The sequence below is a fragment of the Alcanivorax sp. IL2 genome, assembly GCF_047495475.1.
Lineage (GTDB): Bacteria > Pseudomonadota > Gammaproteobacteria > Pseudomonadales > Alcanivoracaceae > Alcanivorax.
The window spans coordinates 232,311-254,417 of the sequence record NZ_CP179932.1 but is presented as its reverse complement, the minus strand read 5'-3'; the positions used below and the strand labels follow the sequence as shown (position 1 = coordinate 254,417).

Below are 22,107 nucleotides of genomic sequence, written 5' to 3'. Positions count from 1 at the left end.
GAGCCTGATCGCCCTGCGGGCAATTCCGCGTTTACACGCGGTTCGTCCCCTGGAAGGGAACTCCTACAGGTGGTTTACCGAAACCCCGGCATGGTCTGAATCAGATGCCGCTGCACCTCCAGCCACTCACCAATGCGACGCCAGTGTTGCTGGTCGTCCAGATGGCGGGAGACGGCGGCGTCGAGGACGCCTTCGCCATTACTCATGGCCTGCACATAAAGCTGGGTATCGCGCAGGGTGACCAGGTAGGGAATCTTCAGGCTGGCGAGAAACTGGCGCAGGGATTCGTACATGCGGGTGCGGGTGCGGGAACGATTGGCGATCACTGCCAGCCGCCGTGGACGGCGACGGTAGCTGGGCGCCAGCATGACGGTTTGCAGGAAACGGGTGGTGGCACGAATATCAATAGGGCTGGGCAGTACCGGGACCAGCACTACCTGTGACAGGCGCAGCAGGTGATCCAGATGATGGGTGTCCAGGCCGGCGGGTGAATCGATAATGGTAATCGGGCCGGCCTGATCCAGCTTCTGTTGCAGTCTGCCCAGGGAGACCGGCTCGCCCGCCGGCCAGGCCAGGCCGTGGATCGTGGTATCACGGCGTAGTTTCAGCCATTGCAGCGACGACTGCTGTGGATCCATATCCAGCAGGGATACCTGTCGCCCCATGGCCTCATAGTAGCAGGCCAGGTTAGTGGCAATGGTGGTCTTGCCGCAGCCCCCTTTACTGTTCGCGATCAGAATTACCATGCGGGACGGGCTGGACGAACGCGATTGGGAGCCGATCCCCTTTGCATGGCTGTTCTGTGCGCTATTCATGCCGTGTCTTATTCGTTTTTTTGCGAGGGATTGTACCCGGCGGTTTGGGTGGCGTGATCACTATCAGAAGAAAAGGTGATGCTGCTCACAAAACCAACAGTACCGCAAAATAAGGCGCATTGATGTAATTTGTGATGTTATTTTGCTCTCGCGGGGAACTGAATCCTGTGAAGACGGCTCAGTAAAGGGGGAGAGGAAACATCATGCGTTACCTGTTGATTATCATCGTGTTGCTGGCGGTTGTGCTGGCAGCGCTGTTTACCGTGCCGCTCGGTGGCGGTAAGCCGCTACTGGACTGGCAGCATGTGGAACAGAACTGGCAGCAGCCGGAACGGTTGTTGGACCGGAAGATTTCTCCCTGGATGGAGGAAAACGGGGAAAGCGCAGAGATGTATCGCTGGCGTGACCCCCAGGGAAACTGGCAGTATGGCCAGATTCCGCCGCCCGGTGTGCAGGCGGAACCCTTTACCGTAAAAGCGCCCAATACCATCACTGCCGAAGAAATGCGCGGTGGTAAGGTGCCGGAACAGCAACAACAACAGTAGGCCAATTGGAGGCAGAATGAAGAAATTGGGAATCGTGCTGGCGGGAACTGTCCTGTTGGCAGCGTGTGGTCAGGAAACGGCTGAACTGAAAAGTGATGACCAGAAAGCGTCCTACGCACTGGGCTTCCGCAGTGCGGAGCAGATGCGCAGCCTGGAAAACCTGGATCTGGATGCCATGGTGGCAGGCCTGCGTGATGGCTTTGCCGAAGACGGCAAATCCCAGCTGGGTGACGAGGATCTGGATCAGCTGATTCGTGACTTCCAGGGCCGTATGATTGAAGCCCAGCAGAAGAAGATGGAAGAAGCGGCCGGCAATAACCTGGAAGCCAGCGAAAAATTCCTGGCCGAGAATGCCGAGCGTGATGGCGTTACTGTCACCGACAGCGGCCTGCAGTACGAAGTGCTGGAGTCCGGTGAAGAAGGTGGCGCATCTCCGACCCTGGAAGACACCGTGGAAGTTCACTACCACGGCACCCTGCCGGATGGCACCGTCTTTGACAGCTCCGTAGAGCGCGGCCAGCCAGCCAGCTTCGGTCTGCAGCACATCATTCCTGCCTGGCAGGAAGCGCTGCCGATGATGGCGGAAGGTGACAAGTGGAAAATTGTTGTGCCGCCGTCTCTGGGCTATGGCGAGCAAGGTGCTGGTGGCGATATCGGCCCCAACCAGGCGCTGATTTTCGAGATCGAACTGCTGGACGTGAAAGGCAGCGGTAATGAAGGCGGTGCCGACGAGGAATAAATCCCGTCGTCACACGCTTCAACAAAAAGGGCGCCTTCGGGCGCCCTTTTTGGTTGCTACAAACCCTGCGGTGCGGACTGTGACATCACTACGAAGCCGCTGTAGGAGCACATCTTGAGGTGCGAACCGTGCGTAGCGCGGAAATCGCCCTTAGGGCGATCAGGAATATCCGCACTCGACAGGTTTCATGTAACCGGTTAGGTGGTCGCCACCTCCATTCGCGCCTCATGCTCGCGGAGCACAGAGAGCGGCGCTCCTACAATTAACCTTGAAGCGCGGAACACGGCGGGTGCTGTTGCACGCCATGCATTTCTTCGTGTTGCAGCTTGAAGCTTGTAGCTTGCCGCTGTTTTCAATGCGTCGCCTGCTGCCGTGGCGGTTCTTGCTGGTGAATGCTGAGAATCAGCTGGTCTTCCAGCGCAAACCGTTCTTCCAGCGTCTGCATCAGCAGGGTAATACGTTCCGGTAACTGGTCCCGCTGTGCCAGCCACTGTTCCGGGCGCTCGAAATCCTCGTTGAAGGCCAGGGCTTCGTCGGTGGAGTTGTCCAGTTGCTGGAGAATCTGTCGGGTAAGCGTGGGGTTGTCGCGGTGAAAATGGCGAGCCTCATTGACCAGCTCCCGGTACACCTCGAAGTAGCCGGCGCTGATGTAGTCCATCAATAGCTGGCAGAAATTCTGTACCTGTTTCTGCAATGGCTGGCGGTGATCGGATAAGCCTTTCAGGCCCTGCAGGGTGCAGAGCAGCACAATCAGTTGCTGACGCTCATCCAGCCAGGCCTGCACCAGCGCCTCGATGCGCTGCCATTGGGCCAGAGCTGCAGAATGGGAGCTCGCCATGGTTCCTCCTTGGAGTACCCGTTGACTATTGTCTTGTTGGGCTATCGAGCCTAGGACTGGTGGGGCTGTGCTGGCAATGGGACAAAATCGGCCTGAAGCCGGATCAGGAGGAAAAACCACGCTATCTCAGCGACTTGTCGTTAAAGACAAATTTCTTCTAAAAAGCGGTTTTTTAGCGCCATCCGTGTTGCGTGATGCGTGCCGCCCGCTGCAGCGGTTATAGATACTGCGCTACCCAGGGCCACAGCCAGGGCAGTGCCAGCGCCGTTACCAGCCCGCACAAGCCCAGCGCCAACCCGGCAAAAGCCCCCGCTTTTTCGCCGTATTCGAAGGCTCGGGCGGTGCCGATGGCGTGGGCTACCAGGCCCAGTGCAAAGCCCTTGATGCGGTCGTCGGTGACGCGTAGCAGGCGGAAGATGGGGCCTGCGGCCAGGGCGCCGACAATGCCGGTGATAGCGACGGCGCCGGCAGCCAGGGATACATAGCCGCCGGTGGATTGCACTACCTCTACGGCAATCGGGGTGGTGATGGATTTGGGTGCCAGTGAGCCCACAACTTCGGCGGGAGCGCCCAGCCACCAGGCCAGCCCCACGGCAATGGCGGCAGAAATAAAGGCGCCCAGCACGGTGGCGATCAGTATCGGCGTTAGCACGCTGCGTACCGTATGCAGCTGGCGATAGAGGGGCCAAGCCAGGGCTACCGTTGCCGGGCCCAGCAGAAAGGAGATCAGGGTGGTCTGGTCGCGGTATTCCTCGTAGTCCACGCCCACCAGTGGCAGCACGACAATCACCGGAATCGACGCCACCAGAAAGGGGTGGAACAGGGGCAGGCTGTTACTGCGGCCATAGACCCACAGGGCAAAGCGATAGCTGACCAGTGTCAGCAGGATACCGAACAACGGGGTGTGCACCAGGCCGGCCAGGCTGTCGAGTTTATCGATCATGGCTACCTCCCCGGGATTCGCCATGCTTGCCGCCCAGTAGCTTCTTCAGCATCACGGTGACCAGCACCAGGCTGAGCAGGGTGCCCAGCACCACGGCCACACCCAGGGCCAGGGCATAGTCTTCGTAGCGGTGCCACTGCAGCACGATGCCCACCCCCAGCGGGAAGATCAGCAGGCTGATGTGCTTGATCAGGGCGCCGGCGGCGGGGGCCACGCGCTGGCTGAAGGGCGCATTGAGTAACAGTGCCAGCAACAGCAGCACCATGCCGACCACGGAGGCGGGCAGGGGGATGCCGGTGAGGCGGATCAGCACCTCACCAAGAAACTGGAAAAACAGCAGAATCAGCAGGCCGTCGATCATGGTGCGATCAGCGTGTGGGGAGCGGGCGGAACAGTTGCACCAGCGCCACCAGCAGCAGACCGGAAAACACCACCAGGGACCAGGCTGGCAGGCTCAGCCCCAGGAAGGACCAGTCCATTTCTGCGCATTCCCCGGAGCCCGCCAGCACTTCCTGGATGACGCTTTGCAGGGGGAATACATCCAGCATGTAGTTGAGGCCGGGGCCACAGGCGGGCACCTGATCCGGCGGCAGGTTTTGCAGCCAGATGTGACGGATGGAGACGGCGCCGCCGGCAATCGCGGCCAGCCCGGTGAGTGCACCGTAAATACGTATGCCGGTACGCTGCGGACCATGCAGGGTGGCAATCAGCAGAATCAGGGCGGCGGCTATCACGCCGATGCGTTGAAAGATGCACAACGGGCAGGGTTCCAGGCCATCAACGTGCTGCAGATAAAGGGCACCGGCCATGGCGGCAATACAAGCCAACAGGGCAAGCAGGTTAAGCTGACGGGGTGCTGGGATAAGGGACGACATGGGCCACTCTTTTCGTCGGGGACCGGCGAAGGGTAGGCAAAAGCGGGGTTGGCGGCAAGGGTGGGATTGAACCGTGGGAGCGGTCGTTCGACCGCGATCTTCATGGGGCAGGGCATACGCGGTCGAACGACGGCTCCCACAGGATCGAGGTAGAGGGTGGGGCTGCTGTTCGAATGGTGTCAGGCCTGCCTGGCATCCTGTTCCTGCAGGTTGCGATCATGCCAGGCCTGGATGCCCGCTTCCCATCCCTGAAACCACCATTCTGCCAGGGCATCATCGGCGGAATAAGGACAGCGATTGTTGTCGCCTCCACCCATGCCCCACATACATCCTTGATTGTAGGCTTTTTCGCACTGATCACGATCTGGCATCGCGACGCTCCCTTGCCGGTTTGTCCGAGACTACCACCGCAAGACAGACTGAACAGGGAAGAAGCGCGTCTTTTTGTTGTGAAATTGCACAAAACCCGGATTGGGCCGTGGTGTTGAGACGCGGCGCACAGCGGCTTTGTGACAGCATCAAGACGGAGCGGCCCAATGTAGGCGCTTGCCTGCAAGCGATGCACGCTGTCAGTGCTGGCTTTGCAGCTTGCGGGCAAGCCTCTGCGTGGGAGGGGCTTCAGTCGCGGAAGTAATCCGCCAGGTAATCCTCGAAGCTCTGGGTCTCCGCGTCTTCCCAGTGGCGTTGCTCGGTGAGGCTGTGTTCGGCCAGTTGTTCCAGGCGCTGGTTGGTCTCGTCGCAACGCTGGCGTGACAGGAAGTGATCCCGGTGGGCCAGAGCCTGATCCATGGCGAACTGGAAGAAACTTTGCTGACGGCTTTCCAGCTTGTCGAGAATGCGCGCGGACGGAGTAGTGTCCGGGTTGTCCACTTTTTCCTGTTGGCGGGCGAGGGCATCGCTGTAGTTGCTGCCGCCGTGAGTGCGGTCGAACAGCTCGGCGATGGGCTGCATCTGGGTGAGCTTTTCGCTGGCCCAGTCTTTCAGGGAGACGGACTTGCCCCAGTTGCACAGTTCGATGGCTGTGTTGCGCCCCTCGTAGACCACCTTGCGCAGGTTCTCCTTGCTGGCATGGAGATCGCACTTTTCCAGTTGTGGCGATTCGCGCAACAGGCAGTAGGTGGCGAATAGATCCAGGAAGCGGATTTCCTGCTGGTTAATGCCTACCGGCTCGAAGGGGTTCAGGTCCAGGGCGCGAATTTCGATATATTCCACGCCACGTTTCTGCAGGGCGGTGGTGGGGCGCTCCCCCTTGTTGATGGTGCGCTTGGGGCGGATCGAGGAGTAGTACTCATTCTCGATCTGCAGGATGTTGGCATTGAGCTGACGATAGTCATCGCCCACCTTCACACCGATCTCGTCGTAGGCCGGTTCCGGCGTCTTGATGGCGTGGGTGAGGGTCGCCACGTACTCGTCCAGATTGTTGTAGCTGATGGCCAGGGACGACTGGGCATTGTTCTGGTAGCCCAGGTCACTCATGCGCAGGCTGGTGGCGCTGGGCTTGAACAGGGTGTGGTCAAAGGTGTCCAGCTGGTGTTCGCGGCCTGCCAGGAAGGATTTGCACAGCGCCGGGGAGGCACCGAAAAGATAGACCAACAGCCAGGAATAACGCTGGAAATTACGGGTCAGATCGAAGTAGCGCTTGGAAATGTAGTCCTGCAGCGGACCGCTTTCTCCTTCCAGGACCTGGTTCAGCTTCCAGAACTCTTCCGGATAGGAAAAGTTGTAGTGGATGCCGGCGATGGTCTGCATCTTGCGGCCATAACGGTGACCCAACCCTTCCCGGTAGACGCTCTTCATGCGTCCCACGTTGGAGCTGCCGTATTGTGCCACCGGTACGTCGTCATCGTTGGCGATCATGCAGGGCATGGAATTGACCCACAGCACTTCATCACCGATATGGCTATACACATAACGGTGCAGCTGTTCGAGAAATTCCAGCGGTTTGTGCAGCTCGGTGCTGGGTGGCGTGATGAATTCCAGCAGGGCCTCGGAATAGTCCGTGGTGATATAGGGGTGCGTCAACGCGGAGCCCAGTGCCGCCGGATGTGGCGTCTGCGCCAGGGTGCCATCGGTGGTAATGCGCAGGCTTTCTTTCTCGATGCCGCGGCGAATGCCGGCCAGGGTGGCGGCGGCGTCTGAATCCAGCAGGGCATGGATGCGTTGTTCGAGCTGTGCCATAGCAGGCGGTTCCGTTATCGAACTCCGGGTGACGGAGATGCCATCGGCATTTCCGCCCTACATTGCACGGGGGCGGCATCCTGATTCCCCGGTCCCGCTACCACTGGCGAGAGAGGGGCAGAGGAAGAGGGTGCCGCTGTTTCCGTAAGCCTGAGCCATGACTACAGGCGTTTCTTGCCTTTCTTCTGCTCGTCCTTGGCCTTGGCGAACAGATCCGCAAAGGTGCCGCCGCTGTTCTGGGGCTGGCCGCCGCCACGCTTGTTGCCGCCCTGGCGCTGGCCGCCGCCATTGCCCTTGCGGGCGCTGGCGGGGCGTTGCCCGTCGGCTTTCTCGGCGGGCTTGTCGTCCATGCGCATGGTCAGGCTGATGCGTTTTCGATCCAGGTCCACTTCCAGCACTTTCACCTTGACGATATCGCCGGGTTTGACCACATCGTGGGGATCTTCCACGAATTTGTCGGCCAGGGCCGAGACATGCACCAGGCCATCCTGGTGAACGCCGATATCCACGAAGGCGCCGAAGTTGGTCACGTTGGTGACGGTGCCTTCCAGCATCATGCTTGGCTTGAGATCCTTGAGCGTTTCCACCCCTTCCTTGTACACCGCGGCCTTGAATTCCGGGCGCGGGTCACGGCCGGGTTTTTCCAGCTCGCTGAGGATGTCGGTGACCGTGGGCAGGCCGAAGGTATCATCGGTGAAGTCGGCGGCGTTGACCTTCTTCAGGAAGGGTACGTCAGCGATCAGGTCCTTGAGCGGGCGACCGTGTTTCTCAGCGATCTTTTCCACCAGCGGGTAGGCTTCCGGGTGGACCGAGGAACTGTCCAGCGGGTTGGCGGCGTCCATGATGCGCAGGAAGCCGGCGGCCTGTTCGAAGGTCTTGTCGCCCAGGCGTGGCACCAGCTTCAGGTCGGCCCGGGAGCTAAAGGCACCGTGACTTTCCCGATAAGTGACAATGTTGCCGGCGATAGTGGTGTTGAGGCCGGCGATGCGCGCCAGCAGCGGGGCGCTGGCGGTGTTCACGTCCACGCCCACGGAGTTCACGCAGTCTTCCACCACCGCGTCCAGAGAGCGGGACAGCTTCAGCTGGCTCACATCATGCTGGTACTGGCCCACGCCGATGGCTTTCGGATCGATCTTCACCAGTTCCGCCAGCGGATCCTGCAGGCGGCGGGCGATGGAAACGGCACCCCGGAATGAGACGTCCAGATCCGGGAATTCCCGGGCGGCGGTTTCCGAGGCGGAGTACACCGAGGCGCCGGCCTCGGAGACCATGATCTTCTGGATGTTGCCCTTGCTGGCCTTGACCACTTCCCCGGCCAGCTTGTCGGTCTCGCGGCTGGCGGTGCCGTTGCCGATGGCGATCAATTCCACCTTGTGCTTGAGGCACAGGGCGGCCAGAGCGGACAGGGACTGGTCCCATTGATTTTTCGGCTGGTGGGGGAAGATAGTGCTGTGCTCCAGCAGCTTGCCGGTGGCATCTACCACCACCACCTTCACCCCGGTACGCAGACCCGGATCGAGACCCATGGTGCATTTTGGGCCGGCCGGGGAGGCCATCAGCAGACTCTTCAGGTTACGGGCGAATACCTGAATGGCTTCTTCCTCGCCCAGCTCGCGGACCCGGCCCAGCAGCTCGGTTTCCAGGTGGGTATTGAGCTTGATCTTCCAGGTCCAGCGCATCACTTCCTTGAGCCAGTCATCGGCGGCGCGGCCCTGATGCTGCCAGCCGGTTTCGGCGGTGACCATGGCTTCGCAGGGGTGTGGCTGGGCACTTTCCAGTTCTTCCGGCAGCACCATGGAGACATGCAGGATACCTTCGTTGCGGCCACGGAACAGGGCCAGGGCGCGGTGGCTGGGGATGCCCTTGATGGTTTCGCTGTGGTCGAAGTAGTCGCTGAACTTGGCGCCTTCCTTCTCCTTGCCGTCGACTACCTTGGCCTGGATCTGCGCCTTGTCCCACAGGAAGGTGCGCAGACGGGTGAGCAGATCGGCGTTTTCGGCAAAGCGCTCCATGAGAATCTGCTTGGCACCGTCCAGGGCATCCTTGGCGCTGGCAACCTTGTGTTCTTCGTTCAGGTAGCCAGCGGCCAGTTCTTCCGGGTTCTGACTCGGATCGTCCAGCAGGCCGTCGGCCAGCGGTTCCAGGCCGGCTTCCCGGGCGATCTGGGCGCGGGTGCGGCGCTTGGGCTTGTAGGGCAGGTAGAGATCTTCCAGCCGGGTTTTGGTATCGGCGGCCTTGATCGCCTTTTCCAGTTCCGGGGTCAGTTTTTCCTGCTCGGCAATGCTCTTCAGGATCGCCTCGCGGCGTTCTTCCATTTCGCGCAGGTAGCGCAGCCGTTCTTCCAGGTTACGCAGCTGGGTGTCGTCCAGACCGTCGGTTACCTCCTTGCGGTAACGGGCGATAAAGGGGACGGTGGCACCGTCGTCGAGCAGGCCTACGGCAGCGTGGACCTGGCGTTCCTGACAGCCGATTTCCTCGGCGATAATCTGTTCAATACTGCGCATGACATTTCCTGGCTGCGTGCGGCCTGCAGACGTATTGCGTGCAGGCGTAAAACAAAACGACCGAAATCATAGGCAATGATCCCGGTCGTTAACAGATTGACTTGTCGAAGCGGCTATGTTGCGGGGCTGGACTAGCCCAGCACTTCGTTGATCTTGGCGATCAGCTCGGCTTCCTTGGGCGGCTTGATGATGTAGCCGGCTGCCCCCTGGCGCTGGCCCCAGACCTTGTCGGTCTCCTGATCCTTGGTGGTGACCAGGATCACCGGAATCTGTTCGGTGGCCGGGTCACGGGTGATTTTGCGGGTGGCCTGGAAGCCATTCAGTTCCGGCATCACCACATCCATGAGAATCAGGTCAGGCTTTTCCTCACGGGCTTTTTCGATACCTTCCATACCATTGGTGGCGGTAATGACCTCATGGCCTTCGCCCTGAACGATCTTGACCAGATTGGTCAGTTGAGTCGGCGAGTCGTCCACCACAAGAATTTTGGCCATGTTGCTCTCCTCGCGCCGATCCTGCTGTGCTTCGGCGGTACTTTGTTTTTGTCTGTTTTACTTTCAGACGCGAATAATACCAGTCACTGGTCAAAAGGTAAGCTGTCGAATTATGGCACTGTGATGCCGTTTTCGGTCAGCGTGTCAGGGTATGGGCGCTGCGCCGACTCCATAACAGCAATGGCAGTACGATCACGGCAGTGAAAAGGCTCCAGCCTGCCTGTGACCAGAACGCGCCAGCCAGCAACTCTCCCTGCAGGCCTGCCAGTGGCGCCAGTGCTGCTATCAGCAGACTGCCGAAACCTGTCACCAGCAACCAGTGTACAGCCAGCCTGGTGGCCCGCTGACGGCGGCGGAACAGGTGCCACAGGAAGGCGGCACCCAGCCCCATCATCACCAGCCACAGCAGCGCGGAAGGCGCTATCAGCAGCGGCCCGGCATCGGCTTTCAGTGCCTGCAGCAGCAGCGGTAGTTTGCCCAGTATTGTCAGTAACAGCCAGGGACCGAGAATCATCACCCACCACAGGTGCCCACCCAGCCCCTGGGGACCGGCTTGCTGGCGGTAATGGATCGGGTCGAAACGCCAGGCGCGGCGGGCCAGTTCGCCCCAGTTGGCCGGCGCCAGGTGCGGCCCCAGGCCGCGGAAACGGTCGCGCTGCTCCTCGATCAGCATCAGCATGGCCGGCACCACCAGCAGGATCAGTACGGTGCCGAACAGCAACCCGAAGACAATGCTCACCGCCATGGGCTTGAGAAACTGGGCCTGCAGGGAGCTTTCGAACAGGATCGGAGTAAGGCCGGCGATGGTGGTGATGGAGGTCAGCAGCACCGCCCGCAGTCGCCGCACACAGGCCTCCACGATGGCCTCGAACCGTTCCATGCCTTCGGCCACCAGTTGCTGGTAGAAACTCACCAACACGATGGAATCGTTGACGATAATGCCGGACAGGCCGAACAGCCCCATGGCCGAGAACATGGAGAACTTGATGCCGAACGGTGCGGTGAGGATATGCCCGATCACGGCGCCGGTGAGGCCGAAGAAAATGGCGGTCATGATGGCCAGGGGCCAGGAGTAGGAGCTGAATACCCAGGCCAGTACCACGTAGATCAGCGCCAGGCCGAGCAGGGCGCCGGTGGCCATGTCCTTGAGGTTGTCGGCCTGTTCCTGCAGCTTGCCCTCGTAGCCGACGCCGATGCCGTATTTGGCTTTCAGGTCGGGCAGGGTGCTGTCGTTGAGGCTGGCGATGATTTCGTTGGCGTTGCCCTGCTCCGGGTCCAGATCGGCGTAGACAGTGACGGCCAGTTCGCCATTCACCCGGCGTAGCAAATCCACGCCCTTGCGGGCGTCGAAGTTCACCACGTCACGCAGGGCGATGGCTTCACCCTGGGGGGTAATCACGGGCAGACGCTCCAGAGCGCTGAATTGCCGCCGCTCGTTGTCCGGCAGCATCACCCGCACTTCGATTTCCTCGTCTTCCTCGTTGTAGAGCTGGGCCAGGTTGCCGTCGAAGGCAGCGCGCAACTGGCTGGCCACCTCATTGAGGGTGAGCCCCAGGGCCCGGCCCCGGGCGGTCAGTTCAAAGGTCAGCTGTTCCTTGCCGTAGGGCAGGTCGTCGTCCACGTTGCTGACCCCGGAGAAATCGTTGAGCCGTTCCTGCAAGGCCAGGGAGGCCTGTTTCAGGGTTGGCGCATCGCTGCCGGTGAGCTTCACCTCGATGGGTTTGCCGGGGGGGCCAGCTTCCGGCTGGGAAATGGTGAGCTGGTCCAGGCCGGCGGGCAGGGTCAGTTTGTCCCGCCAACTCTGGATCAGTTCGTCATTGCTGATCTGTCTGTCGGAGCCCACATAGACTTCCACCACCAGGGTGCCGTATTCGTCGCCGTATTTTTCCATCCGCCCGCCGGGGTTGGGGAAGCCGGCGGCGGCGCCATGGTGGCTGATCACGGTTTTGACCAGATGGCCGCCCAGTTCCTCATTGGTCTCGTTCAGGGCGGTTTCCAGTTGCGCCAGGAAGCGGTCCACCTGGTTGCGGTCGGTGCCGGAGGAAAATTCCACCACCGCGCGCAGCTGGTCGCCATCCACCGGCGGGAAGAAGGTGAACTTGAGCCAGCCGGTGGCGATCAGGCTCAGCGCCAGAATGAAAGCGGCCACGGCGGAGACGCTGACCAGATGGCGGTGGCGGATGGCCCAGGCCACCAATGGCCGGAAGCGTTCTTCGCGCAGTCGGTTGAAACCCGCGTCGATGCGTTCGCGTAGCCCAGAGGCCTTGACCTGAATGCCCCGGAAGCTGTGATGCAGATGGCCGGGCAGCACCAGAAAACATTCCAGTAGCGATGCCAGGATCACGCAGATCATCACGAAAGGAATATCAAAGGCGATCTTGCCCATGGCGCCGCTCATCATGCCCAGTGGCAGGAAGGCGGCAATGGTGGTGGTGCTGGAGGCCACCACCGGCCAGAACATGCGTCGGGCACCGCCCAGGGCAGCGCGCTGGGCGGATTCCCCCTGCTGTAAATGGGTGAGGGTGTCCTCGCCCACCACAATGGCATCGTCGACGATGATCCCCAGGGCCAGAATCAGACCGAACAGGCTGATCATGTTGATGGTGCCGCCGAACAGCCACACCAGCCCCAGAGTGGCCATGAAGGACACCGGGATGCCCACGGTGACCCACCAGGCGACCCGGGCATTGAGGAAGAAGTAGAGCGTGGCGATGACCAGCAGCAGACCGGTGATGCCGTTCCACAGCAGGGTGGAAATACGCTCTTGCACCAGCTTCCAGGCCTCGAAATAGAAGGTCATCTGTACGCCTTCCGGGAGGGTGGCGCGGTAGTCGGCCCCCCAGCTGCGCACCTTGTCGGCCAGCTCCAGCATGTCGCCGTCTTCGCCGCGCATCACCTGCAGCTCGATGGCCGGGTTGCCCTGGTAGGTGAGGGTGGGTTGGTCATCCCGGGGGCGCCGTTCGATGATGGCCACGTCGCCCAGGCTCAGCTGCTGGCCGTCGGCGGTGGTGATCAGCGGCAGGTCGGCGAAGGCCCGTTCGTCACGGCGCTGACCGAGGGCGCGCAATTGTTTGGCGGCGTCATCCCGGCCCACGGTGCCGGCGGGAATGTCCTGGCTGAAATTGCGCACCCGATTACCGATCTCGCCAAGGCTCATGCGCAGATCATGGAGGGCAGCGGCGGGCACCTGGATGGCCATTTCCTCTTCCGGCAGGCCGAGGAAGTCCACCTTGCCGGCACCCAGGGCAAGGATCTCGTCCTCCATGTTGCGCACCAACGGGCGCAGCTCCTCCAGGGAGCCGTTTTCCGTGGACACCATGATGGAGGTGACCAGCGAATAGTTGGTGATCTTCTGGATAACCGGTCGTTCTGCGTCCTGGGGCAGGTTGCGGATGGAGTCGATACGCTGGCGCACTTCATCCAGGGCCAGGCCCAGGTCGGTGCCGTCCTCCAGTTCGATAAAGATGGCCGAGGCACCCTGCTGGGAGCGGGCGATCAGTTTCTTGGTGTTGGGCAGGGTCTTGATGGCCTGCTCCACCGGAATGGTGATGGAGCGCTGCACATCCTCGGGGCTGGCGCCGCGCCAGGGGATAGTGACGGTGATGTAGTCAAAATCGAAATTCGGGAACAACTGGGTGTTGAGCCGGTTGAGGCCGAGAAACCCGAGCATCACCATCAGCAGCATCAGCAGGTTGGAAGCAACCTTGTGCTGGGTGAAGCTGGCGATCAGACCCCGTGGCTCACTCACCCTGATCACCCTCTTTTTTACTATTGATAGCAGGCGTAGCCGGCGCGTCTTTCACATCCGCCTTGTCGGTGTCGGCGTTGCTTCCCGGTACCGGTTGCGGGTCCACCGGCAGGCCGACGATAGCCTGGGGGAGCTGGGTGGTCATGATGCGCTCGCCGCCCTGCAGGTCGGGGACCTGCAGCAACAGTTGCGACTGCGTCTGCGTCATGGCTTCGCCGACGATGTCCGCTGCGGTTCTCTGCAGACGGTTGTCGTCATCAATGAGGTAGAGCCGGTTGAGTCCGTGCAGGGCGGTGGCGGGCACGGCGATCAGGTTGTCCCGGGCCGGCAATGTCAGGGTAATGGTCAGCGGGCGGCCCAGGGCCGCCGCGGGCACGCCGTCGACAAATTCGAATAACCCATCAATGCCGCCACGGGCATCGCTGGCTTCGCCGGCCAGCCGTTTCAGATTCAACGCCAGGGTGCGGCCTTCCAGGTCGGTGCTGGCGGCCAGCTCACCCTGGTCGAGACCATCGCGCACGGCGGCCAGGTAACGCTCGGGAATCTGCGCGCGCACTTCCAGCTCGGCGTCGGCGAACAGACTGAGCAAGGGGTCGCCGGGGCGCACCCGTTCCCCGGGCGCCACCGGGATTTGCGTCACGGTGCCATCGAAGGGGGCTTCAACGCGAGTGCGGGTCAGGTCCAGTTCGGCCTGCTGCAGCTGGGCTTCAGCGCTGGCCAGGCGGGCTTCCATGCGGGCCAGCTCATTCTTGAAATCGCTGACACTGAGTTGGCGCTGACCCAGCGACAACTCGGCGCGTGCCTTGGCTTCTTCTGCCTGATCCAGTTGGGTCTGGGACACCAGTTGCTTGCCACGCAGGGATTGCAGCCGTTGCAGATTATCTTCACTCAGTTGCGCCAGCTTTTTTTCCAGCGCCAGGTTTTTCTTGTCGCTCTGGTAGCGCAAGCGGGTGGTCTGCAACTGGGCGGCGGCTTCATCGCGGGTGGCCCTGGCCCTGACTCTGGCCAGGGCGGCTTCGGTGTCGTCCAGCTGGATCAGCAACTGGCCGGCGCTGACCTTGCTGCCGGCCCGCACCGGGATCGTTGCCACGTTAGCGGTGACCACGGCGGTCAGACTGGCGGCACGGGGTGACTGCACCCGACCAAAAAGCTGGATCTGGGGCGAATGGGCGCCGGGGTCGGCCAGTATAAAACGTACCCGGTCGTGACGTTCACTGACATCGCGGGTGGGGGCCGAGGGTTTGAATACGGCCAGCAGCACAATGGCCAGAATCGTCCCCAGGATGACCAGGGCCACGGGCGGAAGCTGTTTCAGGCGGTCTCGCAAGGGAGGAATCCTTTATTGATAGCCATTCTCATTTGTCGCGTACTCTAGCGATTTCTTTTTCTCGTGCCTACTTTGGCGGTGCTTCTGCACCGACCACAATGACCCAGATTCGCAGACTGCAATGTTTTTATACAATCTGCTCAGACCATTATCTTGCACGTTCGGTCCACAACGCGTAAATCAGAGTCTGCGATAAGTGGAGGCACCGTGACAGAACAACAGGACAAGATTCTCGTCGTCGATGATGACGCCCGCCTGCGCAGTCTGCTGCAGCGTTTTCTTGAAGAGGCAGGCTATGCCGTGAAGGCAGTAGGTGATGCGGAACAGATGGATCGGGCCCTGTCCCGGGAGCTCTATTCGTTGATGGTGTTGGACCTGATGCTGCCCGGTGAGGACGGCTTGTCCATCTGCCGCCGGCTCCGGGAGGCAGAAAACCGTATGCCGATCATTATGCTCACCGCCAAGGGCGATGACGCGGAGCGTATTGAAGGGCTGGATGCCGGTGCGGATGACTACCTGCCCAAGCCGTTCAACCCCCGTGAGCTGGATGCGCGCATCCGGGCGGTGTTGCGTCGCCATGTGCGTGAACTGCCGGGGGCGCCGAGCAAGGAAGAAGGCGAGGTGAGCTTCGGGCCGTGGGAGCTGGATCTGGGTAACCGCACCCTGCTCCGCGACGGTGACCCGCAGAACCTGACCACCGGCGAATTCGCCGTGCTCAAGGCGCTGATACAGAATCCCCGTGAGCCGCTGACGCGCGACAAGCTGATGAGCCTGGCCCGGGGTCGCGAATGGTCTGCCATGGAACGCTCCATCGACGTGCAGGTGTCGCGCCTGCGCCGCCTGCTGGAAGACGATCCCTCCAAGCCCCGCTATATCCAGACCGTGTGGGGCGTGGGCTATGTGTTTGTGCCTGATTAAGAGACGCTTCAGGCCGCACGCAGCAGGCATCATGCGCGTGTTGCGTGCGGCGTGGAGCGTGTAAGCTTTGCCGATGAAAATCTATCCTCGCACTGCCTTTGTCCGTTCCGCCATCGTGGTGGGGCTGGTCATCGGTATCAGCCAGGCGCTGACCCTGTGGTTCTTCGCCCGCAATGCCTACCTGCCCGGTATTCGTGAATACGCTCGCCTGACGGTGCTGCAAGCGGAGCTGGCGTTTTCTTCTTCCGGTGAGGAAGACGCCCGCCTGGCCCAGCGACTGGCCGGCGCCACCGGTATTGAAGTGGCCACCCCGGACAACCTGCATCAGGGTACCGTGCTGTTATCCCAGCCGGTGGTCAGTCGGTTTCGGGAAGAGGTGCAGGAACGCCTGCGCGAACCGGTCACGGTAAGGCTGGAGGACAGTCGCCAGCCAGTGCTGTGGGTCAGTGCGCCTTCTTTTCAGAAGCAGTGGTTGCGGGTGCCGATGGAATTCTTCCGCGACTATGACCGCTACTTGCTGCTCGGCTGGGGGGTGACGGTGCCGCTGCTGGCCATTATCGGTGGCTTGCTGATTGCCCGGGGGCTTAACCTGCCGTTGCGGCGGTTGGCCCGGGTCGCCTTGAAAGTGGGGAGAGGTGAAGCGGTGCCGGTATTGAATACCAGTATCGGACCGGAGGAAATTCAGGCGGTGAATGCGGCCTTCAATCGCATGACCAGTGACCTGCAACAGGCCCAGCGGGATCGGGCGCTGTTACTGGCGGGGGTATCCCATGACCTGCGTACGCCGCTGACCCGATTGCGTCTGTCGGCGGAATTCATGCAGGACGAGGAACTGGCCCACGGCATTATCGAAGATATTGAGGACATGGATGCCATTCTTGATCAGTTCATTTCCTTTATCCGCGATGGCGCCGATGAGCAGCCCGACCTGGAAAATCTCAACGAGCTGATACAGGAAGTGGCCGGCAAGTACCCCACGGAGCAGACCCGTTTTGAGCTACAGGATCTGCCGCGCCTGATGCTCAAGCGGCTAACGGTAAAACGGATGCTCGCCAACCTGATCGGCAATGCACTCAAGTACGGCGCGCCACCGGTGGAGGTGCGTACTGCTGTGATGGAAAACGTGGTGTGCCTGACCGTCCGTGATCATGGCAAGGGCGTTCGCGAAGAGGATATTCCCCTGTTGCTGCAGCCGTTCTCGCGGGGTGAGAAAGCCCGCACCCTCAGTGGCAGCGGCCTGGGGCTGGCCATCGTCAAGCGCATCGTCGATATGCACCACGGCGAGATTCGCCTGGCGAACCATGAGCATGGCGGCCTGCTGGTAGAAGTCCGATTCCCAGTGACCGGTAAGTTTGTGCAGCCGGAATCGCTCTCCGCCGGCGTACGTTAAGGAACCTGCTGATAACAAAAAAGCCACATTTTCGGGCCGGGAATGTGCGCTGGCGCAAAGTCTGTTTTTCCCGAGCAGCGCATTCTATTGAGCACGTCACCGAGAGTACTGCTAAAACAAAAAAACGGCAGGAAAAATGAAAGAGATACGCTGTGGTGAAACAATAATACTGCTCCGAAAATATTGCCAAATGGACTTGGGAGAGCCCGCCATGATTTATCCCCCGCACCAGCCTCATGCCGATGTGCTGATAACGTTTTCTACTACCTGATCGCTGATTCCTGACCGGGAAAACCCGTGTTATGAATGCCGATAGCCTGTCGCTGCAGTAGCAGAAACAGGTCGTTGGGCCGCACTGTTGTGCGGCCTTTTTTTGTGTCGGAATAATGTCATAGGACCTATGAAAATAGGGTTTCATAACGATACTCTTGATGTGCGAGAAAAACTGACCAAGGAGAGATCATGAAAAAAACGTTGCTGTTGCCTTTGCTTGTTATTGCTGTCCCTGGCTTTGCCTCTGATGTGTATCAACAGGATGGATATTTCGGCGTGCAGTACAACATGCTGAATCAGGAAACAGGGGGTGATGATCTTGAGCCGTCGGCTCTGCAGGCCCGTTTTGGTTTGCAGTTCAATCCCTTTGTGGGGCTGGAAGGGCGTCTCGGTTATGGCTTTGATGATGATGACATCAGTGATGGTGCTGCCTCGATATCACTGGACCCTGAATGGCTGGTAGGCGCTTATCTAAAGGTGGGTCTGGACCGGAGTCTGCCGGTGGTGCCCTATGTTTTGCTGGGCCACTCCACGGCCACCGCTGAAGTCACCACGGAATTCAGCACCTTGCTCGGAACGGCGCGTAACACAGAAGAGCGTACCGCCAGTGATCCATCTTACGGTGCCGGGGTGGAAGTGAATCTCAGCGAGGAAACGGCGATTACCGCCGAATGGGTGCAGCTTGACGATGATGATGATTTTGATCTGACCACCATCAACATCGGTTTTCTGCAGCGTTTTTAGTCTCTGTCGGAGAGGGCGGGCGCAGCGTGCGAGCTGCGTTTCTCCAGCGCCCGCCCGGACAGAAAGATCAGTAATCCGCCAATAGCCAGTGCTGCGCCTACCAGGCCGGTGCTGGACCAGGCCAGTCCCTGTTTGACGGTGATGCCTGCCAGCCAGGCGCCCAATGCATTGGCCAGGTTGAAGGCGGCATGGTTCATGGAGGCGGCCATGGTCTGGGCGTCTTCAGCCACATCCATCAGGCGGGTCTGCAGAGCCGGCCCAAGGGCCATGCTGGTGCCCACCAGCCCCACGAAAAGGATGCCTGCCACCGTCCAGTTCGCGGCAAAATAGAAGCCCGCCTGGATCAACGCACACCAGATCAGAATCAACGGAATGGCCCGCAGCAGATTGCCGTCGGCAGCGCGGGCACCGGCAAAGTTGCCAATAATGGTGCCAATGCCGAACACCATCAGCACCAACGGCCCCCAGCGCTCCGCCATGCCGGCCTGTTCGGTGAGAGTGGGCATCACATAACTGAATACCGCAAACATGCCGCCGAAACCGATACTGGCCACGCCCAGGGTGAACAGCACTCGTTGCTTGACCAGGGCAGACAGTTCCCGGCGTGGGCTGGCGTTCGGGTCCGGGGCTTGGGCGGGCACCCACAGGCGTATCAGCAGGGCGGTACACAGGGCAATGACGCCGACGCCGATAAAGGCCACCTCCCAGCCGAACAGGTTGCCGGCCCAGGTGGCCAGCGGTGCGCCCACCACGATGGCAATGGTCAGCCCGCTCATCACCCGGGCCACGGCCCGGGCACGCATGTGGTAGGGCACTGCCGATGCCGCCACCAGAGCGGCTACGCCGAAGTAGGCACCATGGGGCAGCCCGGCCAGAAAGCGCAGCCCAACAAAGGTCGAGAAGTCGGTGGCCAGGGCGCTGGCCATGTTGCCCACGGCAAAGACCAGCATCAGCGTAATCAGCAGACCCCGGCGTGGCACCCGGGCTGCCAGGGAAGAAATCAGCGGCGCGCCCACCACCACGCCCAGTGCATAGCTGCTGATGGCGTAGCCCACATCTGGCACCGGCACCTGCAGGTCGGTGGCCACCCGTTGCATCAAACCCATGATGACGAACTCGCCGCTGCCGATACCGAAGCCACCCAGAGCGAGGGCCAGGGAAAGACGAAGCAGACGAGCAAAGTCGGTGGTCATAGGGGCTCCTGCGCAGGGGGGGGGCGGGTTGCGTTGGGGGTGGCAAGGGGGAATGGGATTGCCGAAGTTGAAGAGAGTTCATTTTAGCACGGAAAAAAATGCCCTAGGGTGGCCGATGAGTGGGGCTGGGCGTGTTTGAAGCTCCCCTGAAAGCACAGAAGGAGAAAGCATGAAGGTGAAACGCATCATGGCCAACCTGGCCACCCCGGATCCGCAAAAGGCAGAGGCCTTTTATGGTGACATCCTGGGGCTGGAACGGATCATGGATCACGGCTGGTTTCGCACCTATGGCTCGCCAGAAACCATGCGGGTCCAGGTGAGTGTGGGGTCAGAAGGCGGCTCAGGAACGGCGGTGCCCGACCTGTCCATCGAGGTGGACGATCTGGAGGCGGCGCTGGAACGAATCCATCAGGCCGGCGTGGCCGTGGAATATGGTCCGGTGAGTGAGCCCTGGGGCGTTCGACGGTTCTTCGTGCGCGATCCCTTTGGTCGGCTGCTGAATATTCTCCAGCACCAGTGACGGGTGCTGGCCCTGCCCGCTCAGGCAGGGCCACCGGGTTAGAGTGCGCTGGCCGGCACCAACGGAATATTCACCCGTGACGGCATGGCCGGGGTGCTGTAGACGGTCATGGCGCCCAGCAGGCTGGTGAGCAGATCCGGGATCGGGCTCAGGCCGTGGGGCAGGTCGCTGGTGCCCACGCTGATACGCAGTTTTTCCCCGGCCTTGATCCGGGCGCTGGTGGGGAACACTTCCACATCGGCCCGGAACGGTTGCAGGGGCGTGATGGTCTTTTGCGATGCTTCGGTGAACGGGTGCCAGGGTTGAACCAGTTTGCCGTTCATAAAGCGCGATTTGCTGGCATCGAAGGCACTCATGGACGCCATCTGAATGCCGTGAGTGAGCGGCCGGGCAATGCCGTTGTCGCCCACCACACTGACACGCACGGTGACGTTGGTATCCAGGGCGGTGGTGGACGCCCAGATCTGCCCGGTGATGGGGCCGTTGATGGCCATGTCCTTTTCCAGCGGCTCGCTGGTGTACACCGCCTCCAGCAAATTCACCACATTGTCCTGGGCCGAGCAGGGCGGCAGGATCAGGCCGAGCACGCCGGCGGTCCACTGGCTGGCACTGGCGGAGCACAGGCCATTCACCGGGGTCTGCAGCAGGCTGGTCTGCTTGTTGGTGACGGGGGCGCTCGGTGAAATACTGCCGAACAGCGGGGCGCCGGGCTGGCCGTGGAGGAAAAAGGTTTCTGCTTTGGCCTCAGGGTGCGGCCAGTCGGCGGCAGTGACGTAGCGTTCCTCGCCGGTGTAGTACTGGGTGACAGGCGGGTAATCGCCGGCACCGCTGTCCATGCCTTTCAGGTACTGATCAAACCAGGCGAGACGAATAGTCGACAGCGCCGGCACCCCGTCGGCCGGCAGTCCGGCGCCGGAAGAGCCGTCCAGATGTTCCCAGGGGCCAATCAGCAGCTTGGCGGTGGTGTGATCTTTCAGGCCCTCGTAGATCAAGGGCTCGCCGCGCTGAAAAATATCGTTGAGCCCGCCCACCACAAAGGTCGGTGCGGTGATCTTGTCGATTTGCTCCAGCGGTGAGCGGACACGCCAGAATTCAGTGTCGTATTTGTTTTCATCGCCGATCAGGGCGCCAGCCACTACCGGCACCTGGAATTCTGTCAGGGCGCCCTGCAGGTGTTGCAGTGTGGTGTTGAGGTAATACCCCGGTTCATTGTTATCCAGCCCGGCGGGGGTGGGAATGATGCCGAGGCCGGTGACCAGGGTGACCCACAGGGGGATAAAGCCGGCATTGATCTGGCCACCGGTGAAAACGATATCCCGGTAGGCATCGCCCATGGGCACAATGGCAAAAATGGCTTTCACTGCCGGGTCTTCCCGGGCACCGGCGAGCAGCCCGGTAATGCCCATATAGGAAGCGCCGTTCATGCCGATGCTGCCGTTGCTCCAGGGTTGGGTCTTGATGTAGTTCAGCAGTTCGCCGATGTCATCCTGATCTATCTGGCTGAACGCCTGCCAGCTGCCTTCGGAGGCACCGGTGCCACGCAGATCGACGATGATGTAGGCGTAGCCCCGTTTCACCAGCGCCGGGTCGGCGGCACCGATGGCGCCGATGGCGCCGAGCGCCTGGTTATAGCCGGTAAAGGTGGCGATCACCGGAAACTGGCCGTCGATGGCATTGCCATTGTCATCCGCAGGCAGGGTCACGGTGGCTGCCAGGCGAATGCCGTCGCGCATGGTAATCAGCTGTTGGGGCAGGTCGACGGTGTTCGGGTACTGCTCGTCGCGTTGATAGGGTTCACCCCAGCTCAGGTTCCGCGGCGCTGGATCTTCCGCCGACCCGCTGCCGTCCCCGTTGCTGCCATTGGTATCGTTACCGGCGTTGGCTTCCGGGGTGTTGCTGTTGTTGGAGACGGTGGCCGCACTGCCTCCACCACCGCCACAACCGGTCAAGGGCAGTGCGATGCAAAGCAGGGAGGCCAGGAGCCATGGCCCGGGCCGCAGAAAGGATGAAGGCATGGTGCTATCCCCGAATTGTTATACATGTTTTAGCCTATGAGGATAGAA

The 22,107-nt window shown here is 61.0% G+C and carries 19 protein-coding genes; 6 read left to right on the top strand and 13 right to left on the bottom strand.

Features of this window, described 5'->3' with window-relative positions:
• Positions 1–74: 74 nt before the first annotated feature.
• A complete protein-coding gene (locus ACMG4N_RS01135; RefSeq protein WP_297765820.1) occupies positions 75–815 on the bottom strand; it encodes a ParA family protein in 741 nt (246 codons plus the stop codon).
• A gap of 203 nt (positions 816–1,018) precedes the next feature.
• Here ACMG4N_RS01135 and ACMG4N_RS01130 point away from each other — a divergent pair, with 203 nt between their 5' ends.
• Both ACMG4N_RS01130 and ACMG4N_RS01125 read left to right on the top strand, forming a co-directional pair.
• Positions 1,019–1,360 carry a DUF4124 domain-containing protein gene (locus tag ACMG4N_RS01130; protein WP_272975259.1) on the top strand — a complete coding sequence of 114 codons (342 nt, stop codon included), beginning with the start codon at positions 1,019–1,021 and terminating at the stop codon, positions 1,358–1,360.
• Positions 1,361–1,376: 16 nt separating this feature from the next.
• Positions 1,377–2,099, top strand: a complete 723-nt coding sequence (locus ACMG4N_RS01125; protein ID WP_297765826.1) for an FKBP-type peptidyl-prolyl cis-trans isomerase — start codon at positions 1,377–1,379, stop codon at positions 2,097–2,099.
• Between the two features lie 352 nt (positions 2,100–2,451).
• Here ACMG4N_RS01125 and rsd read toward each other — a convergent pair whose 3' ends face one another.
• The 10 genes from rsd to ACMG4N_RS01075 form a co-directional block, all read right to left on the bottom strand.
• Complete coding sequence (rsd, locus tag ACMG4N_RS01120; RefSeq protein WP_297765829.1) at positions 2,452–2,937, bottom strand: sigma D regulator; 486 nt, start codon at positions 2,935–2,937, stop codon at positions 2,452–2,454.
• Positions 2,938–3,154: 217 nt separating this feature from the next.
• On the bottom strand, positions 3,155–3,880 hold the full coding sequence (locus ACMG4N_RS01115) for an LrgB family protein (RefSeq protein WP_297765833.1): 726 nt from the start codon (positions 3,878–3,880) through the stop codon (positions 3,155–3,157).
• Positions 3,870–4,241 (bottom strand): CidA/LrgA family protein, encoded by a 372-nt coding sequence (locus ACMG4N_RS01110; protein ID WP_297765836.1) that lies wholly within the window; start codon positions 4,239–4,241, stop codon positions 3,870–3,872. The genes ACMG4N_RS01115 and ACMG4N_RS01110 overlap by 11 nt, the downstream gene beginning before the upstream one ends.
• A 7-nt stretch (positions 4,242–4,248) precedes the next feature.
• Complete coding sequence (locus ACMG4N_RS01105) at positions 4,249–4,755, bottom strand: disulfide bond formation protein B (RefSeq protein ID WP_414432593.1); 507 nt, start codon at positions 4,753–4,755, stop codon at positions 4,249–4,251.
• Positions 4,756–4,934: 179 nt separating this feature from the next.
• Positions 4,935–5,126 carry a ribosome modulation factor gene (gene rmf / locus ACMG4N_RS01100; RefSeq protein ID WP_035246175.1) on the bottom strand — a complete coding sequence of 64 codons (192 nt, stop codon included), beginning with the start codon at positions 5,124–5,126 and terminating at the stop codon, positions 4,935–4,937.
• A gap of 247 nt (positions 5,127–5,373) precedes the next feature.
• Positions 5,374–6,933 carry a glutamate--cysteine ligase gene (gene gshA / locus ACMG4N_RS01095; protein ID WP_414432592.1) on the bottom strand — a complete coding sequence of 520 codons (1,560 nt, stop codon included), beginning with the start codon at positions 6,931–6,933 and terminating at the stop codon, positions 5,374–5,376.
• Between the two features lie 161 nt (positions 6,934–7,094).
• The gene (locus ACMG4N_RS01090) at positions 7,095–9,437 is read right to left on the bottom strand and encodes a Tex family protein (RefSeq protein WP_414432590.1); all 2,343 of its coding nucleotides are present in this window, start codon (positions 9,435–9,437) and stop codon (positions 7,095–7,097) included.
• Positions 9,438–9,568: 131 nt separating this feature from the next.
• On the bottom strand, positions 9,569–9,931 hold the full coding sequence (locus tag ACMG4N_RS01085; protein WP_035246181.1) for a response regulator: 363 nt from the start codon (positions 9,929–9,931) through the stop codon (positions 9,569–9,571).
• 136 nt (positions 9,932–10,067) lie between these two features.
• Positions 10,068–13,679 carry an efflux RND transporter permease subunit gene (locus ACMG4N_RS01080; protein WP_414432589.1) on the bottom strand — a complete coding sequence of 1,204 codons (3,612 nt, stop codon included), beginning with the start codon at positions 13,677–13,679 and terminating at the stop codon, positions 10,068–10,070.
• Positions 13,672–15,006: an efflux RND transporter periplasmic adaptor subunit gene (locus ACMG4N_RS01075; RefSeq protein ID WP_414432588.1), complete on the bottom strand. Its 1,335-nt coding sequence runs from the start codon at positions 15,004–15,006 to the stop codon at positions 13,672–13,674. Before ACMG4N_RS01075 ends, ACMG4N_RS01080 begins: the two co-directional genes overlap by 8 nt.
• Before the next feature lie 207 nt (positions 15,007–15,213).
• Here ACMG4N_RS01075 and ompR point away from each other — a divergent pair, with 207 nt between their 5' ends.
• The 3 genes from ompR (at position 15,214) to ACMG4N_RS01060 (ending at position 18,331) form a co-directional block, all read left to right on the top strand.
• Positions 15,214–15,924 carry a two-component system response regulator OmpR gene (gene ompR / locus ACMG4N_RS01070; protein WP_272962591.1) on the top strand — a complete coding sequence of 237 codons (711 nt, stop codon included), beginning with the start codon at positions 15,214–15,216 and terminating at the stop codon, positions 15,922–15,924.
• 73 nt (positions 15,925–15,997) lie between these two features.
• Positions 15,998–17,314, top strand: coding sequence for an ATP-binding protein (locus tag ACMG4N_RS01065; RefSeq protein WP_272962592.1), 1,317 nt, complete (start codon positions 15,998–16,000; stop codon positions 17,312–17,314).
• Between the two features lie 462 nt (positions 17,315–17,776).
• Positions 17,777–18,331 carry an outer membrane beta-barrel protein gene (locus ACMG4N_RS01060; RefSeq protein WP_272962593.1) on the top strand — a complete coding sequence of 185 codons (555 nt, stop codon included), beginning with the start codon at positions 17,777–17,779 and terminating at the stop codon, positions 18,329–18,331.
• On the opposite strand, the gene ACMG4N_RS01055 is transcribed toward ACMG4N_RS01060, so the two are convergent.
• On the bottom strand, positions 18,328–19,524 hold the full coding sequence (locus ACMG4N_RS01055) for an MFS transporter (RefSeq protein ID WP_414432585.1): 1,197 nt from the start codon (positions 19,522–19,524) through the stop codon (positions 18,328–18,330). The genes ACMG4N_RS01060 and ACMG4N_RS01055 overlap by 4 nt on opposite strands.
• 169 nt (positions 19,525–19,693) lie before the next feature.
• On the opposite strand from ACMG4N_RS01055, the gene ACMG4N_RS01050 reads away from it, so the two are divergent.
• Positions 19,694–20,044, top strand: coding sequence for a VOC family protein (locus tag ACMG4N_RS01050; protein ID WP_414432583.1), 351 nt, complete (start codon positions 19,694–19,696; stop codon positions 20,042–20,044).
• A 38-nt stretch (positions 20,045–20,082) separates the two neighbouring features.
• On the opposite strand, the gene ACMG4N_RS01045 is transcribed toward ACMG4N_RS01050, so the two are convergent.
• On the bottom strand, positions 20,083–22,059 hold the full coding sequence (locus ACMG4N_RS01045) for a CocE/NonD family hydrolase (protein WP_414432581.1): 1,977 nt from the start codon (positions 22,057–22,059) through the stop codon (positions 20,083–20,085).
• Between the last annotated feature and the right edge of the window lie 48 nt (positions 22,060–22,107).